Here is an 18,036-nt window from a genome sequence, read left to right as displayed (position 1 = left end):
ATTTTTGATTGCAATTTAATTATGATGTGAGTTTTAACAAAAATGAATTTTTTAGTTTACTCAGATGAAAAGTCATCTATAAATCGAATTTTCATCTCATCAAATTTCTTTAAATTAGTTGTGATGATTGATAATAAAAAGAAAAAAATTCTAATCATTCGTTTGAGCTCTCTTGGTGATGTTCTTTTAACTTATCCATTGATAAAAATCTTGAAAGAAAGAGAAAATGAACCGGTAATTTACTTTTTGGTTAAGGAAAAATTTGCTCAGGCAATTGAAACTAATCCTTTTATTGATGGAGTAATTCAATTAAATGAGCGTAATCAAAAAGAAGTTAAGTCATTTATTAAAAATGAAAACTTTGATATAGTGATTGACCTTCAAAATAATTTTAGAAGTCATCAACTCTATCCATTTAGCTTGAAAACTCGTATTTATAGATTTAAGAAACCTTCACTGAAAAAATTCTTACTGGTCAATTTCAAAATCAATTTTTTGAAGAATAATAAATCAATTGCTCTTCAATATATAAGAACAGTTTATCCTGAGTTAGATTTAAATCAACTTCCATTGTATTTTGAAATTCCAAAAGAATATGAACTAAGAGCAGATAATCTATTGCCAGAACATTTTAAAGAAAAAGTCTTGATAGGAATATGTCCTGGTTCAAAACATTTTACCAAAAGATATCCTGTTGATTTGTTTGTACAGGTTATAAAAACATTAATTCAAAAAGATTACTCTATCGCACTTTTTGGCGGAAGTAACGATAAAGAAATTTGCAAATCTTTAGAAATAGATTCAGCAGCAGTAAAAAATTTTCAAAATGAGAATGATCTCTTTGAAACAGCAGCATTAATGAAAAAATGTTCAGCAATAATTACAAACGATTCGGGATTAATGCATCTGAGTTCATTATTAAAGATTCCAACTGTTGCAATTTTTGGTTCAACTATAAAAGAGTTTGGTTTCGCTCCTATCTTTGAAAAGTCTATAATCGTTGAGAATGAAAATTTGGATTGCAGGCCCTGTTCACATATTGGAAAATCGAGTTGCCCGAAGAAGCATTTTAAATGTATGAGGGATATCACTCCCGATTTAATTGTTCAAAAATTAGAAGAATTGATTACAAAAGGAAATTAATATGAGTAATTTCTGGAAATGGATTTATAATTATTTAATTATTCCTTTGTTTTATTTGAGTATTAAAATCGCTTCGTTATTCAATAAGAAAATTAAAACAGCCTTAAGAGACAGAGAAAATCTTTTTAATCGACTTCAAACTGAGTTGAAAAAATTAGATCAAACAAAAAAATTACTCTGGTTTCATTCATCATCTGTTGGTGAATTTGAACAGGCGAAACCGATAATTGAGAAATTAAATTCAGAAAAAAATTATAACATACTTGCATCATTTCTTTCTCCCAGCGGTTACAACGCAGCAAAAAGATATGAAGGTGCTGATTTAATAACTTATTATCCCTTCGATTCAATCAAGAATATCAAACGTTTTGTCGAGATAGTGAAACCAGCAATTTTAATTTTTATGAGATACGACATCTGGCCCAATTCAGTTTTTGAATTGTCTAAAAGAAATATTCCTGTTGTTTTGGTAGATGCGACGATGAAAAAAAATTCACCGAGAAAAATAGTAGTAGTAAAAAGTTTTCATAAGTTTTTGTTCAATATGTTCCGTAAAATATTAACTATTTCTGAAGAGGATAAGAATGGTTTTATTGAGATTGGAGTAAGTAAAGATAAAATTATTGTTGCTGGCGATACGAGATACGATAGAGTTTATCAAAAAAGCAGAACAGCTTTGAAACAGAAAATCCTAAATGAAAAAATTATCGAAGGTAAAAAAATATTTGTTGCAGGAAGCACCTGGCGGGAAGATGAAGAAGTTCTTTTCCCTGCCTTGATTAAACTTCACCAATTTGAAAAAAATTTGATTTCGATTATCGTTCCTCACGAACCATCTATTCCAACTCTTGAACAAATTGAATTTGAATTAAAAGAATACATTTCTACGATTCGTTTCTCGGCATTAAATCAATATAAGGATGAAAAGGTGATAATTGTCGACTCAGTTGGAATTTTATTAACTCTTTATGCTTATGCTAATGTTGCTTTTGTCGGCGGCGGCTTTAAGTCGAATATTCATAATGTCCTTGAACCAGCTGTATATGGAATTCCAGTTTTATTTGGTCCTAAATACTCAAATAGTCAGGAAGCATTCCATTTAATTTATAACAACGGTGGGTTTTCTGTAAATAATAAAGTTGAACTGTATCGCTATCTTCGTAAACTATTTGCTGATGAAAGTTACAGATTACAGATTGGAACTAATGCAAAAAGTTTTGTTGAAAGAAATATTGGTGCAACTGAAAAAATTGTGAATGTTCTTAATGAAATTCTTAGTTCCTGAAATGAAAGCAAAGCTTTTTTATAATAATTATCTAAAGGAGAGACGAAATGAAGTCATTAAAATTTTTTGCTCAATTAATTTTAGTCTTATCATTTCAATTAATATTAACTTCCTGCAGTAAAGAGATGCCTGACAAGATTTTCTTCAATGGAAAAATTTATTCACTTGATGATAAAAACTCAATTTACGAAGCAGTTGCAGTTAAAAATGGAATTATCGTTGACTTAGGTTCTTCAGAAGAGTTGATAAGAAAATATCCTCAGAGCGAAAGAATCGATTTACAAGGAGCGTTTGTTTATCCAGGTTTTATTGATGCTCATGGTCATATAACAGGATATGGTGATAATTTACTTCAAATTGATCTAGTTGGAACGAATTCGCAGGAAGAAATTGCCGAACTAGTAAAGAAAAAAGCGAGCACATTAAAAGAAGGTGATTGGATTCTTGGTGTTGGTTGGGATCAAAACGATTGGGAAAATAAATCTTGGCCTAATCATTTAATTCTTGATAAAGCAGCACCTAAAAATCCAGTCGCATTAACTCGCATTGATGGTCATGCTCTCTGGGTGAATAAAAAAGCGCTTGAACTTGCAGGAATTGATAAGAATACTCCAAATCCTGAAGGCGGAGAGATTAAGAAAGATCAAGATGGAAATCCAACTGGTCTATTGATTGACAACGCAATGAATCTTATTTACAAAGTCATTCCACCACCAACAGACGAAGAACTTGAAAATACAGTTCTTGTATCAACAACAAATCTGGCTAAATATGGAATTACTTCAGTTCATGATATGGGTGTAAGTGAACGAACAATTAAAGTTTATAAAAAACTTGCAGATGAAGGTAAACTTCCAATCCGGATTCATGCTTATGTGGATGGAATAGGAGAAACCTGGAATAAATATCTTAAAGAAGGGAAGCTTGTGGGTTATGCAAATGGCTTTGTGAATGTTGATGGAATAAAATTATTCGTCGATGGTGCAATGGGTTCACGAGGTGCGTTAATGACTGAACCTTATCAGGACGATCCTGATAATTATGGTCTTTTGCTTTTAAGCGAAGATCAAATTTATCAAGTTACTAAAGATGCATTGAGTAAAGGTTTGCAGGTCGCCACTCACGCAATAGGTGATTCTGGTAATTATCTTGTATTGAATGCTTATCAAAGAGCAATGAACGAATTAAATCACAAAGATCCACGATTACGAATCGAACATGTTCAGGTAATAAATCCTGAGGATGTTAAACGACTTGCGAAATTGAAAGTGATTCCAAGTATGCAGCCAGTTCACGCAACTTCGGATATGCCCTGGGCTGAAGCTCGTTTAGGTCCGGAAAGAGTAAAATGGTCTTATGCATATAAAACGGTTTTAAACGAAACCAATCTGATTGCAGGAGGTTCTGATTTCCCTGTTGAAAATCCGAGTGTTCTTGAAGGAATTTATGCTGCAATAACGCGACAGGATAAAAACGGTTCTCCTAAAAACGCAGATGATGTTTTAGAGCTCGTGAAGAAAAAGAAATGGGTTCTTTCCAAAAGTGGAATTAAGGATCCTAAAAATTTTGAGAATGGATGGTATCCTGATCAAAAATTAACAATTGACGAGGCACTAAAATGTTTTACAAAATGGGCAGCTTTTGCAGTCTTTGAAGAAACCAAAAAGGGTACGATTGAACTCGGTAAGTGGGCTGATTTTACAATTTTAGATAAAGATCTTTATAACATTTCGCCAAAAGAAATTTTAAACACTAATGTTCTAATGACAGTTGTGAATGGTAAAATTGTTTATAAGAAATAAGAATTTTCGAAATAATTATGGAATAAAATCCCAGAGAAAGTTTTTTGATTTTTAATTGATGATCATTTGATGGGATTAATTTATAGATTTTTAGTGAGTCTAATATTCTTTAATTTGCACGCGAAGTTAAGGTTAGAATATGAGAAAGTTTAATATTCCAGTTTTTTATAAAAGTTCTATTATCACAAGACTTAAAGATTTTAGAAATCTAATTGATCCAAAGAAAAAAGATCTTTCTCCAACAGAGTTGGATTTTGGTCCAGTTAAGTTTTTGATTGCTCGTCATTTTGGCTTTTGTTATGGCGTACAAAATGCAATAGAGATTTCTTATAAAACACTCGAAGAAAATCCTGACAAAAGAGTTTTTCTTCTCAGTGAAATTATTCATAATCCAATTGTGAATGAAGATCTTCTATTTCGTGGAATTAATTTTATAATGAAACCAACAGGTGAGCAAATAATCCCATGGGAAGAAATTACACCTGATGACATTGTTCTAATTCCTGCATTTGGGACTACAGTAGAAATTGAAGAGAAACTTAAATCTATTGGATTGCAAGTTGAGAAATATGATACAACCTGTCCGTTTGTCGAAAAAGTCTGGAATCGATCAGCAGCTCTTGGTGAAAAAGGTTACACAATCATAATTCACGGCAAATATAAACACGAAGAAACAAGAGCGACATTTTCCCATAGTGTTCAAAAGTCTCACTCAGTGATTGTTTTGAATCTTGAAGAAGCTCAATTACTCGGCAAAATTATACTTGGTGAAATTCCCTCGGAGAAATTTTATGAATACTTCAAGGACAAACATTCAGAAGGTTTTGATCCCAAAGTTCATCTTGAAAGGATTGGAGTTGTAAATCAAACTACAATGCTTGCATCAGAAACCCAAGAAATATCTGATTACTTTAAGTCAGTTATGTTGAAAAAATATGGTGAAGAAAATCTTAAATATCATTTTGCAGATACAAGCGATACACTCTGTTATGCAACTTATGATAATCAAGAAGCAACCCTCGAGATGTTGAAGTATCCGGCAGATTTCGCTGTTGTAGTCGGAGGATACAATAGTTCAAACACCACACATATTGTTGAACTCTCTCAGGAGAAAGTGAAAACATTTTTCGTTTCATCTGAAGAAAAAATTTTAAGTCGAGATAAAATTCTTCATTACGATATTAATCTTAAAAAAGAAGTACTGACTCAGAATTACATTCCAGAAAAAGAAAAAGTAATTATTCTTCTCACCAGCGGAGCTTCCTGCCCTGACTCAGTGATTGAAGGTGTATTAAGAAAATTACATTCCTTCTTCCCGTCTGCAATGTCAATTGAAGAAGTAATTGAAAAATTTTTAAATCAAACTGTGATTTAATAAACTTCGATCAAAATTAATTTGGAAAATTTTGGTCCGGCGAGACTTTCCTGATGTAAAAAATTAAATTCAGAATTTTCTTATTTTAATGTAATAATTTTGAAAGTAAAACTGATATTAAAATGAGGTAAAAATGAATCACAAGCTCATTAATAGAATAATTGGCGGTCTTGTTTTTATAATTACTTTTATAGTTTATTCTTTAACTGTTCAACCTTCAGTTTCTTTCTGGGATTGCGGTGAATTTCTTGCCGCATCATATTATTTGCAGGTTCCACATCCGCCAGGTGCACCTCTTTTTCTTTTGATCGGAAGATTTTTCATGATGATTCCTTTCGTCGAAAATCTTGGCTTGAGAATGAATTATGTCTCAGTTCTATCGACAGCATTTACTTCAATGTTCCTTTATTTTATAGTTGTTAAACTGATTTCATTTTATAAGGGAAGAAGACCAGAAAATTTCTTTGATGCAATTTCATATTATGGTTCAGGATTTTTAGCAGGAATTACCTACTCATTTTTAGATACAGTCTGGTTTAATGGTGTTGAAGCGGAAGTTTATGCAATTTCAATGTTTTTTGTATCAATCATTACCTGGCTTTTACTTGTGTGGTATGAAAAAGCTGAAGATGTGAATAATGAAAAAATTCTTTTATTAATTATGTACATAATTGGTTTGGCGAGCGGTGTTCATCTTTTGAGTGTTTTAGCAATCTTTACAATTGTAATGGTTGTTTATTTCAGAAAATACGAAGTTAATCTCGAATCATTTATTTATATGGGTATTTTTGCCGTCCTATTCTTCTGGGCTGTTTATCCCGGGATTATAAAATTTTTCCCTTCTTTGCTGGCCAAGTTTGGTGGAACTAATTTAACACTCAAACTTTCACTTGTTGTTGCCTTTGTCGCTTTGCTTATTTATGGAATGTACTGGACGAAACAAAATAATAAGGCACTGGCGTTCCTCGTTATCGCTTCATTGTTTTTAATTTTTATTGGTTACACATCTTATACAATGGTGATAATTAGAGCCAATGCTCACCCGCCAATGAATGAAAATGAACCCGACACGATGAATGAGTTTGTCTATTACATTAATCGTGAACAATATGGAGATTTCCCATTATTTAAGAGAAGATATAGTCAGGAACCACACCAACAGGGAATTTATTATAATTACTCTAGTGATTTAGATTTTATGTGGCGTTACCAGATAAATCATATGTATAACAGATATTTATTCTGGAATTTTATCGGCAGAGAAGGTGATGTTCAAGATGCTAAAACTATCTTATTTGGAAAACCCGACGAAAATTTCATCGGTGATCCTCAGAGATTTCCTAATAGATACTATGCAATTCCATTTATACTTGGATTAATTGGTTTGTATTATCATTTCAGAAGAGATTGGAAATTGGGATTGAGTTTTCTTGCAATGTTTTTGTTAATGGGAGTTCTGACTGCACTTTATCAAAATCAACAGGAACCACAGCCAAGAGAACGAGATTATTTTTATGTTGGATCTTTCTTTGTTTTCGCAATCTGGATTGGAATTGCTTTTGAAGGATTATTGCATTATTTGAAAGTAAAATTAGGAGAGAAAAATTTAATCCCTGCATCAGTTGGATTATTTACAATTACTCTCTTAGCTGTTCCAGTTAATATGGCAATTCAAAATTGGGATGATCACGATCGTTCAAAAAACTTTGTACCATGGGATTTTGCTTATAACATTCTTCAAAGCTGCGAACCAAATGCAATTCTTTTCACGAACGGTGATAACGATACTTTCCCTCTCTGGTATTTACAGGATGTTGAAGGAGTTAGAAGAGATGTTAGAATTGTGAATTTGAGTCTGGCTAATACAAACTGGTACATAAAGCAAGCTAAAAATGAAGAACCTTACGGTGCACAAAAAGTACCAATTTCATTCACAGATGATCAAATAGATCGATTGATGCCGATGGAATTTTCTGGCAGAGATATTGAAATTCCAGTTCCCGATGAAGCAATTCAAAAATTCGGCGTGACTGATTCTTCAGTCATAAAGAACAAAAAGATTGTTTTCAGATTAAATCCTCCAATGCAATACGAGACACAGGTTGGGCCAAGAGGAATAATTCGTGTCCAAGATTTAGTTGTTCAAGATATTATTGTAACTAATGCAAAGCAGGGTTGGAAAAGACCAATTCATTTCTCCGTTACCTGTTCAGATGATTCAAAACTCGGATTAGATGAATATATGGTTATGCAAGGAATGACTTTTATGGTTACTCCTGTCAGAGGAACTAATCAGCAGAAAAATGTTGATCGTGAGAAAATGGAAAAATGCTTATTCAATGAACCAGAAGGTTATTATAAAGATTATCATCTTGGATTCAAGTTTAGGGGACTTAATACAGGAAAGATTTATCTAGATGAGAATCAAAGACGAATGATGATGAATTATCGAAATTCTTTTTTGCGTCTCGCTCTTTATTATATGAACAATAACGAATATGAAAAGATAGGTCAGGTTCTGGATGAAATGGAAAAGAAACTTCCAAGAAAATATATTCCTCTGGATTATAGATTACTTTCAGATATCGCAAGTCTTTACAAATTAGCAGGCAGAGGAGATCGATTTATAGAGATTGCCGATGAAATTGAACCTTTAGCTGAAAAAGATAGAGATCGTAATCCAGGCGATGTTTCGAGTTATTATAATCCTTATAGAATCTTACTGCAGATATATGAGGGTCGTGGGGATATCTATAAAGAAAAAGGTATGAATGACAAAGCAAAAGAAAATTACCAGATGGCGATTAATCTTCTAAATGGACTACGTTCATTTGTTAATGATTCAAGAACGATTGATACAGAAATAAATCGTTTCAAACAGAAAATGAACTTTGAGATCAAAAACGATACGACTAAATAAAAGTGAAGATATTAGTCATTGCACTTTCAGGTATTGGTGACGCATTGATGTTTTCACCAGCTATTTCGCTGATTAGGAAATATCTTCCTGATGCGGAGATTGATTTGCTCTGTATGTTTAAAGGTGTTAAAGATGTTTATGAATTTAATCCAAAGATTAATCAAGTCATTTATTTTAATTTTATGAAAGAGGGATTTGTTAAATCCCTCTTTTTTTTGTTTAAACTTAGAAAAAAATATGATGTAACTTTTAATGTCTACCCATCTAATCGTAAAGAGTATAATGTAATTTCATTCATTGTCGGTACAGGTGAAAGGTACGCTGTCAGATATTTGAGGAAAGATTTAGAGAATTTGGGATTTCTTAACAATCAGCGAATTGTTGAAAATGATTTTCTTCATAATGTTGAAGAAAATTTATTGCTCGCTGAATTATTTCTTCAAAATCACAATGTCGTTTATGAAGAATGGGATGGGGGACTCGAGATTTATTTTAATTCTGATGTAGAAGAATTTGCTGACGAATGGCTGAAGAAAAATAATATTAATGAGAATGATTTCGTTGTTGGATTTCATGCGGGTTGTGCGACTTTAAAGAATCATATCAAGAGAAGGTGGGAACCGGAAAAGTTTGCTGAACTTGGAAATAAACTGAGAGAAGAATATAAAGCAAAGATTTTACTTTTCGGTGGACCAGATGAATACGAATTAAATGAAAAAATTAATTCCACAATGCAAAATCAGGCTGTAGTTGTAAAGACTGAATCTTTATTACAAACTGCTGCAATTATGAAACGCTCAAATTTGTTTGTTACAAATGACTCAGCTTTAATGCATATTGCATCAGCATTAAAATTGAAAGTTGTTGCGATATTTGGTCCCACCAATCCAAATTATGTTCATCCATTTAAAACGAATTACAAAATTGCTAAGCTCAATCTAGATTGTCAGCCTTGTTTTTATTACTCGCCAAAACCGTTGAGTTGTTCTCGCACCGATGTTCAATTTAAATGTATCAAAGAATTAAGTGTAGATTTAGTTCTTGAAAAAGTTCAAGAATTACTTAACGATCAAAACTCATTAAATCATTAAATACCGAATAAATTTTTAAATGAGCCAAAAATTCCCTTTGCTTTTTCAATAAAAGTTTCTCCTGCCTGTGATAACTTATCTTTCATTTTACGAGCGATTTTTTTGGTGATGTCCATGCCAATTTCTTTCACTAATACAACTGTCATTTTCGCAGCTTGAATCGAGGCAGATCTTCTTAGAGTTTTTCTTTCAGGTTTGACCAGTGAAGAGCAATAATTTTTTGTGATTATCCCAACCCTCAATGTAAGATATGCATTGATTGCTCCATCAAGAAGCATTTTGCCGACAAGTCCTGAAAATGGAACTGACTTCATTACTCCAATAGCTGAAATCTCTGTAAGATTATCTATAATTGGATCAAGCTGTTCTTCAATATTGATTTCTTCAATTGTGTATGCAAGAAATGTCGTCATGAAAACATTAGCATATAATTGAATTAAATCAGAAATATTTGGTCTTTGATTGTAGATCAATGCAATTTTGTAAATCATTTTAGTCAAAAGCGTCAAAACAATTAAACCATCAAGTCTTCCTGATTGAGAAAGAGCCGTAACTGTAAAAACGCCAATTGCATTTTTTTTAATTTCTTGATCAGCTATTTCATTTAAATAATTCAAAGCATTCTTTAAGTCTTCTTCAGAATCGACTGATATGTTTTTCTCTTTTATATATTTGTTCTTTTTAAGTCTTTTTCTCAACTGCTGAATATATTTTTGATATTCAGGCGAATTAATGCTCTCTGGAATTTTGAGCGAACTGGGTAATGAAATAAAAAGATAAATCGGTATAATTATAAGTAGTGAGTAGATTATGATTAGAAAAAACAGTACAAACTTGCTGAAATCCTCCGAAACATTCTTTGATAATTCAATAACCTGGGCAGTTTGATTAATCAAGAAAACTATGAAAAGAATAATGATTAAAGAGCTTATCATAAAGATTATTTTTTTGTAAAAGGACTTCATAATTACCTCACAAAATTTTCACAAAAATAATTTTTGTGATTGAAACAAGTACAACACAGTAAAAAATTTATAAGGTAAATTCACTTTTTAGTGAGATATGAGTCTAAGATTAGATAAAAATTCAATTGACAAAGCCCTATTCCTTATCTAAATTAACTTAAAAATGTAGTGGAAAAATGTTTGATCGTGAAAAACAAGTAATAATTAATAGATATTGCAGAGCTATTTTTGACGCATCTGATAAAATCTCAGTTTCTGAAATTTTAAACTTAAACATTCCTGATTCAATTAAACATTATATCCGATTAGAAATAGAAAGAAGAGTTGAAGAAGAATTTAGCGCAATAAGAAACTTTTCAAAGTTCAATTTCGATCATATAAAAGTTAAACCTCTTGTCGATGAACTTAAAATTCTTCTCACATTAACAAAAGAATTAGACATCAAGGAATTATCTATTCTTTTGAAATTCGCCTTAGACCTAAATCTAGATTATTTGTTAAAGCCCTGTGATACATTAACTTCATTTATAATGAAATATGAGGAATTCCAATCGGTAAGTTTTATTAGAGACCGTTTAAAATTTATTGTCGAATACGAGTATTTTCCAATTCTGGTAAATAAATATTTTGAAAAGACTGGTTTAACCAAAATTGGCAAGAACGATTTTCAAAATTTGCTTTATAAGATTGATAAAGAATACACACGAGATTTTACTCTGTTGGACCATTACAATTTATTCAGTCGATTTAAAAACTTTCTTTTTGAATTAAATCTCTCTATTACGGATTCAGCGGAATATGAGGCATTTATTATTTATTTGAAAGATAAACAGAGAAACGAGCTCGCAAGTTTTCTTGAAGAACATCGAGAACAATTTAAAACTTCTGGTGAAACAGTTGTTTCGTTCATTCGATCTATTCTTCATTCAAGTGTTTATGAAAAGCAGGTCGTTGAAACTAAATCCCTCGCTGAAGATATGGTAGTAGAGGAAGAAAATAAATCTTTAGAAAAAATTACGAACGAGGAAGTTGTTAAGGAAGGATCAGAGTCAGTGACCTTTGAAGAAAATTATGAAAGCTATGTTCAGAAAGAAAACTTTAAAGAAGTCTTGAATAACTCAGAAAATGTCTCTCCTGAGTTATCAATTCAAAAAAACGAAAATAATTTTGAACAAAATGCTGTCAAGAAAGAAGAAAGTTTTCAAAAACTTTACAATAGAAATCTTGATGGATTGATGCCTAAAAGCTTAAGGAAGAAAATCATTAAAAAGATTTTTGATGAAAATGAAATTGAGTTTATTGAATTTATGGAAAAACTTAATGCTGTGAACAATTGGGACGAAGCTTCCCTTTTATTAACAGATTTATTTGACAAAAAAAACATTCAACCTTTATCTAAATGGGCAAATAAATTTGCAGAATTCCTTTACGAAAACATAAAGTGAAAATCTTATGTTCATAGATCTTGTAGAAATTTATGTAAAAGCAGGAAACGGAGGAAGAGGTGCGGTCAGTTTTCGCCGTGAAAAGTATGTGCCTAAAGGTGGTCCAGATGGTGGAGATGGTGGAAAAGGCGGTGATGTAATATTAATCTCTGATCCGAATATGTCAACTTTACTTGATTACAGATACAAAAGGAAATATATAGCTAAAAATGGCGAGCCCGGAATGGGAGCACTTAAGACTGGTAAGAATGGCGAAGATGTGATTCTCCGTGTTCCAGTTGGAACTGTTGTTAAAGATAAAGAAACTGGAGAAGTTTTATTTGATTTCACTGAACCAGATCAAACCTTTGTAGTTGCTCGTGGAGGCAAAGGCGGTAAAGGAAACACACATTTCAAATCTCCGACCAATCAAGCTCCAAGAAAAGCCGAAGCGGGAAAACCAGGTGAAGAAAGATGGATTATTCTCGAGCTTAAATTAATAGCCGATGTTGGAATAGTTGGATTTCCAAATGCAGGTAAATCAACATTAATTTCGGTGATTTCAGCTGCGCGTCCAAAAATTGCTGATTATCCATTCACAACACTCGAACCTGTTCTTGGGCTTGTTCAATACAAAGACTTTAAAAGTTTTGTTGTTGCAGATATTCCAGGAATTATTGAAGGAGCGGCACAGGGGAAAGGTTTGGGATTAAAATTTTTGAGACATATTGAGCGGACAAAAGTTTTATTGTTTTTAATCTCTGCTTCATCTGAAGAACCATTTGAAGAATTTAAAATTCTTGTTAAAGAATTACGAGCTTACAGCAAAGAATTATTAAAGAAGCCCTATCTTGTTTCTATTTCAAAAATGGATCTAATTCCTGAAAGCGAAAGATTTAACTTCGAGAAGAAGATAAAATCTAAATTCAAAACTGCACTCAAAGGTGTAGAGAAACCTGTTGAAATTCTTTTCATTTCTTCAGTCGCAAAAATTGGAATTGATAACTTACTTGATTCTCTCGCTAAAACATTAAGTGATTTAAGCAAACCACAATAAAATGACCGATCAAATCAAATCAACAAAAGAAAAATTATTTGTTTATCTACTCTTACTATTTATCTTACTCGTAACAGTTTTTCTGGTTAGTCTCAGTCTTGGGACAAAAGAAATTTCTTTTATGGAAACTTTAAAAATTTTAACTGGAAAGAGTGGAGATACAATTCAATCAAAAATAATTTTGGAACTTCGTCTTCCAAGAATTTTAACGGCTATGTTAGTTGGGGCTTCATTATCTTTAGTTGGAACAGTATTTCAGGCATTGTTGAAAAATCCATTAGCTGAACCTTATATACTAGGTGTTTCGAGCGGTGGTGCTTTGGGAGCAATAATAGCAATTGCAATTGGGTTTCAATTTACTGGAATTTCATTCTTTGCATTTATTGGCAGCTTGATTACTTTTTTGATTGTATTTCTTTTAGGCAGAAGATGGGGTGAGGTGGATCCAAATACAATTTTACTCGTTGGTGTAATGATTAATGCTTTCCTTTCGGCTTTAATACTATTTATTGTTTCGCTTATTGATCAAAGTTTTAGAACAGCTTTATTCTGGCTAATGGGAAATTTGTCTTTAACTGATTATTCATCAATCTTAGTAATTACAATCGTCTTTGTTTTTTCTGCAGTCTTATTTTTAGTTTTCTCTAACCATTACAATTTGATTTCTATCGATGAAGAGAATGCAAAACAATTTGGTGTAAATACAAATCTTCTGAAGAATATATCATTCATATTTGGAAGTCTATTAATAGGAATTGTGGTCTCGAGTGTTGGGATAATTGGTTTTGTTGGATTGGTTGTTCCACATATATGCAGATTAATATTTGGATATGATAACCGAATTGTCATTCCTTCATCAATTTTTGCTGGAGCAATCTTTATGATGATTGCTGATCTTATTTCGAGAATTCTTCTTTCTCCAGTTGAAATTCCAATCGGTTCGATTACAGCTGTAATAGGTTCACCAATTTTTATATTTTTGTTAAAACATAGAAGTACTTTAAATGGAGGATAAATGATGAAAATAAATTCCAACCTAAAAACTTTGAGTGTTTTCATTGTAATAATGATTCTTTTTGCCGGCTGCGCAAAGTGGGGATTAAATATTTTCTCGGATCAGGATGAAGTTAACTTAGGAATGCAGCTTGATCAGGAAATTAGAAAAAATCCAAAGGAATATCCCATTTATTCTGGTGATCCTTCAGTGAAGAATTACATTTATCAAAATATCTTTTTACAAATTTTAAATTCCCCTGAAATTAAAAAACGAAATGTTTACAAGTATCAACTTGAACTAATTCAGGATGACAACACATTAAATGCGTTTGCAACTCCCGGTGGTTTTGTTTATGTCTATACAGGAATTTTGAAATATCTGGATAGCGAAGCCGCTCTTGCTGGAGTACTTGCACACGAAATAGCTCACGCAGAAAGAAGACATGCAACTCAAAATCTGACATCTTATTACGGTATTTCAATGCTTGCAAGTTTAGTATTGGGAGAAAATCCAAATGAAATCGCGCAAATTGCAGCAAACCTCTTTACGGGTCTGACTTTTCTTGCTAACAGCAGAACCTTTGAAGATGAAGCAGATGAGTATTCAATTAAATATTTAAGAGCTGCAAGATTTTATCCGGGAGGAGTAAAATTCTTCTTTGAGAAAATGAGAGATGACAAATTAATTGATACTCAACCGTCAAAAGTAAAAACATTCCTTTCAACTCATCCAGATCCAATTGACAGAATTAAAACAGCTGAAGCAAGACTTAGAAATTATGGTATCCCTATCAAAGATTACAAATCAAACGATCCTGATGTTTACAGACAATCATACCAGACAAATATTAAAGCAAAATTGAGATAGGAGATAGAAAATGAATTTTACATTCACAGAAGAACAATTAATGATCAAACAAACTGCAAAGGAATTTGCAGAAACCGAAATTGCACCAAGTGCGGTTGATAGAGACATTAATGCTGAGTTTCCATACGAAATTGTGAAAAAACTTGGTGAGCTTGGATTTATGGGTATGATGGTCTCACCTGAGTGGGGCGGTGCTGGACTGGATACTATTAGCTATGTTTTAGCGATGGAAGAAATTTCTAAAGTTGATGCCAGTGTCGGTGTGATTATGTCCGTAAATAATAGTCTTGTTTGCTGGGGACTAGAAGAATACGGCACAAACGAACAAAAAGAAAAATATTTAAAACCTCTTGCTCAAGGGAAGATGCTTGGTGCTTTTGCACTATCTGAACCCGAAGCTGGAAGTGATGCAACTAATCAGCATACAATCGCTGAGAAAGATGGTGATTACTGGATTCTAAATGGGACAAAGAATTGGATTACAAATGGAACAACCGCAGATGTTTATCTTGTAATGGCTCAGACAAATCGAGAATTGCGTCATAAAGGAATTAGTGCTTTTATTGTTGAAAAAGATTTTCCTGGATTTGAGAGAGGTAAAAAAGAAGACAAATTAGGCATTCGAAGTTCCGATACCTGTTCATTAATGTTTACTAATTGTCGTGTCCCGAAAGAAAACTTAATCTGGGAAGAAGGTAAAGGATTTAATTTTGCAATGAACACATTAAATGGAGGTAGAATTGGAATCGCTGCGCAAGCTCTGGGAATTGCTCAAGCTTCCTTAGAAGCAGCAATAAAATATTCAAAGGAGAGAAAAGCATTTGGGAAACCAATTGCAGAACTTCAAGCAATTCAATTTAAATTAGCTGATATGGCAACAAAAGTTGAAGCCGCGAGACTGCTCACTCTTCAAGCGGCATCATTAAAAGATCAGCATAAAGATTTTGCAATGCAGGCAGCAATGGCAAAACTTTTTGCATCTCGAACAGCAATGGAATGTGCCGATGAAGCAATTCAAATTCATGGAGGATATGGATACGTTCGTGAATATTTAGTCGAAAGATATTTACGCGATGCGAAGATCACAGAAATTTATGAAGGGACATCTGAAATACAGAGAATTGTAATTGCAAGACATTTATTAAAAGATTGAAATTTTAATTAGTTAAAATCCATTCAGAACTAAATCAATAGGTGAAAATCTTGAGCGTTTCAGAACAAAAAATTAGAGAAATTACCATTGAAGTTCTTAAAGAATTCGGTAATAATATAACTCCAGAAAAATTAAGAGAAGAAGTTTATAAGAGAATAGAAAAATACATTGAAAAACCTTCTACATCACAGAACTCAATGGATAGCGGTAGAGTAATTATCACTTCGTATGGTATTAACCGGCCTGGAGTTGTTAGTAAAATTTCAACAATTCTTGCAGAAGCTAATTGTGACATTCAGGATATTACTCAAAAAATTCTTCAGGAATTTTTCACGATGATTATGATTGTTGATATTTCAAATTCTCCGCTATCATTTAAAGAACTTCACGATCGACTTGCAAATGCTGCTGAAGAAATGAACATCAAAATTATGATACAACACGAAGATGTTTTTAAAAGTATGCACAGAATATGAATTAAAAGGAATTTAATATGCCTTACGAATTTGAAGAAATACTTGAAACGATTAGAATGACTCAGGTTGAACATTTCGATATTCGAACAGTCACACTCGGAATCAATCTGAGAGATTGTGCAGATCGAGATGTTAATGTCATCTGTCAAAAAGTCTATGATAAAATTACTCGAGTAGCTAAAAATCATGTAAAAATTGCAGAGGATATTGAACGACGTTTTGGTATTTCAATTGCGAATAAACGTATTGCGGTCACTCCCGTTTCAATTCCTTTTGATAATCTAAAAAAAGATGAATTCATTAAAATAGCAGAGACAATGGATAAAGCTGCTGAAGCAGTTGGAGTGGATTACATTGGCGGCTTTGGTGCTCTTGTGCAAAAAGGATTTACAAAAGGAGAAAAAGAATTAATTCTTGCAATCCCAGAAGCTCTTGCAAATACTAAAAGAGTATGTTCCTCTGTCAATGTCGCTTCCACAAAAGCTGGAATAAATATCGACGCCATAAATTTAATGAGTCATCAGATAAAGGAAACAGCGAGATTAACTGCTAAAGATGGTTCGATTGGTTGTGCAAAACTTGTTGTCTTTTGTAATGTCCCTGAAGATAATCCATTTGTTGCAGGGGCATTTCATGGTGTTTCAGAAGCTGAAGCATCTATCAATGTGGGCATAAGCGGACCAGGAGTTGTTCTTCAGGCAATTCGTGAAGCAGGTAGAGTTGATCTGGGACAATTAGCCGAGGTCATCAAAAAAACTGCTTTTAAAATTACACGAGCAGGTGAATTAATCGGCAGAAAAGTTGCCGAATTACTCGGAGTAGAATTTGGAATTGTCGATATATCTCTTGCACCAACTCCAGCTGAAGGTGATTCAGTTGCAGATATTCTTGAAGCAATGGGACTTCAATCAGTTGGTGCACCTGGAACAACCGCAGCATTAGCAATGCTTAACGACTCTGTTAAAAAAGGTGGATTGATGGCAAGCTCATCTGTTGGTGGATTGAGCGGTGCGTTCATCCCTGTTTCTGAAGATGCAGGAATGATTAGAGCAGTTCAGAAAGGACATCTTTCAATTGAAAAATTAGAAGCAATGACAAGCGTTTGTTCTGTTGGTCTTGATATGATTGCAATTCCTGGAGATACACCTGAAGAAACTATTGCAGGAATAATTGCTGATGAATGTGCAATTGGTGTAATTAATGATAAAACAACTGCGGTTAGAATAATTCCAGCCTATGGAAAGAAAGTTGGTGATATTGTTGAGTATGGCGGTCTGTTGGGTTCAGCTCCTATTATGCCAGTAAGAAATTTATCATCAAAAGAGTTTGTGCTGCGGGGAGGAAGAATTCCAGCACCAGTTCGAAGTTTGACAAATTGAAAGTTTAAGTTTAGTTCAAAATTTTATTAAACAGATTTATAAATAATTTTTTTGCTCAAATAGAATTTAAAAAAAAAGGCGAGACAATGCTCGCCTTTTTTT

General features: G+C 32.8%; 14 protein-coding genes. 13 read left to right on the top strand and 1 reads right to left on the bottom strand.

Annotated elements, in window-relative coordinates; all coding sequences use genetic code 11:
* Nucleotides 1–42: 42 nt before the first annotated feature.
* The 6 genes from HPY57_02940 to HPY57_02915 all read left to right on the top strand — a co-directional run bounded on the left by HPY57_02940 (nt 43) and on the right by HPY57_02915 (nt 9,616).
* Nucleotides 43–1,143, top strand: a complete 1,101-nt coding sequence (locus tag HPY57_02940; protein NPV10726.1) for a glycosyltransferase family 9 protein — start codon at nt 43–45, stop codon at nt 1,141–1,143.
* 1 nt (nt 1,144) lies between these two features.
* The gene (locus tag HPY57_02935; GenBank protein ID NPV10725.1) at nt 1,145–2,428 is read left to right on the top strand and encodes a 3-deoxy-D-manno-octulosonic acid transferase; all 1,284 of its coding nucleotides are present in this window, start codon (nt 1,145–1,147) and stop codon (nt 2,426–2,428) included.
* A gap of 47 nt (nt 2,429–2,475) precedes the next feature.
* Nucleotides 2,476–4,230, top strand: a complete 1,755-nt coding sequence (locus tag HPY57_02930; protein ID NPV10724.1) for an amidohydrolase — start codon at nt 2,476–2,478, stop codon at nt 4,228–4,230.
* Between the two features lie 139 nt (nt 4,231–4,369).
* On the top strand, nt 4,370–5,605 hold the full coding sequence (locus HPY57_02925; protein NPV10723.1) for a 4-hydroxy-3-methylbut-2-enyl diphosphate reductase: 1,236 nt from the start codon (nt 4,370–4,372) through the stop codon (nt 5,603–5,605).
* A gap of 133 nt (nt 5,606–5,738) precedes the next feature.
* The gene (locus HPY57_02920; GenBank protein ID NPV10722.1) at nt 5,739–8,525 is read left to right on the top strand and encodes a DUF2723 domain-containing protein; all 2,787 of its coding nucleotides are present in this window, start codon (nt 5,739–5,741) and stop codon (nt 8,523–8,525) included.
* Nucleotides 8,526–8,527: 2 nt separating this feature from the next.
* Nucleotides 8,528–9,616, top strand: a complete 1,089-nt coding sequence (locus HPY57_02915; GenBank protein NPV10721.1) for a glycosyltransferase family 9 protein — start codon at nt 8,528–8,530, stop codon at nt 9,614–9,616.
* On the opposite strand, the gene HPY57_02910 is transcribed toward HPY57_02915, so the two are convergent.
* Nucleotides 9,613–10,581, bottom strand: coding sequence for a DUF697 domain-containing protein (locus tag HPY57_02910; GenBank protein NPV10720.1), 969 nt, complete (start codon nt 10,579–10,581; stop codon nt 9,613–9,615). The genes HPY57_02915 and HPY57_02910 overlap by 4 nt on opposite strands.
* Before the next feature lie 176 nt (nt 10,582–10,757).
* Between HPY57_02910 and HPY57_02905 the strand changes: the two genes are divergently transcribed.
* The 7 genes from HPY57_02905 (at nt 10,758) to HPY57_02875 (ending at nt 17,934) form a co-directional block, all read left to right on the top strand.
* The gene (locus tag HPY57_02905) at nt 10,758–12,026 is read left to right on the top strand and encodes a hypothetical protein (protein ID NPV10719.1); all 1,269 of its coding nucleotides are present in this window, start codon (nt 10,758–10,760) and stop codon (nt 12,024–12,026) included.
* Nucleotides 12,027–12,033: 7 nt separating this feature from the next.
* Nucleotides 12,034–13,062, top strand: a complete 1,029-nt coding sequence (obgE, locus tag HPY57_02900) for a GTPase ObgE (protein ID NPV10718.1) — start codon at nt 12,034–12,036, stop codon at nt 13,060–13,062.
* 1 nt (nt 13,063) lies between these two features.
* The gene (locus tag HPY57_02895) at nt 13,064–14,077 is read left to right on the top strand and encodes an iron ABC transporter permease (protein NPV10717.1); all 1,014 of its coding nucleotides are present in this window, start codon (nt 13,064–13,066) and stop codon (nt 14,075–14,077) included.
* Nucleotides 14,078–14,926 carry a M48 family metalloprotease gene (locus HPY57_02890; GenBank protein ID NPV10716.1) on the top strand — a complete coding sequence of 283 codons (849 nt, stop codon included), beginning with the start codon at nt 14,078–14,080 and terminating at the stop codon, nt 14,924–14,926.
* Nucleotides 14,927–14,936: 10 nt separating this feature from the next.
* Nucleotides 14,937–16,079 carry an acyl-CoA dehydrogenase gene (locus tag HPY57_02885; protein ID NPV10715.1) on the top strand — a complete coding sequence of 381 codons (1,143 nt, stop codon included), beginning with the start codon at nt 14,937–14,939 and terminating at the stop codon, nt 16,077–16,079.
* Between the two features lie 197 nt (nt 16,080–16,276).
* Nucleotides 16,277–16,555: an ACT domain-containing protein gene (locus HPY57_02880; protein NPV10714.1), complete on the top strand. Its 279-nt coding sequence runs from the start codon at nt 16,277–16,279 to the stop codon at nt 16,553–16,555.
* A 17-nt stretch (nt 16,556–16,572) separates the two neighbouring features.
* Nucleotides 16,573–17,934, top strand: a complete 1,362-nt coding sequence (locus tag HPY57_02875; protein NPV10713.1) for a PFL family protein — start codon at nt 16,573–16,575, stop codon at nt 17,932–17,934.
* Nucleotides 17,935–18,036 lie beyond the last annotated feature (102 nt).

It is taken from the genome of Ignavibacteria bacterium, assembly GCA_013177855.1.
GTDB lineage: Bacteria > Bacteroidota > Ignavibacteria > Ch128b > Ch128b > Ch128b.
This window is presented reverse-complemented; position numbering and strand designations above follow the sequence as displayed.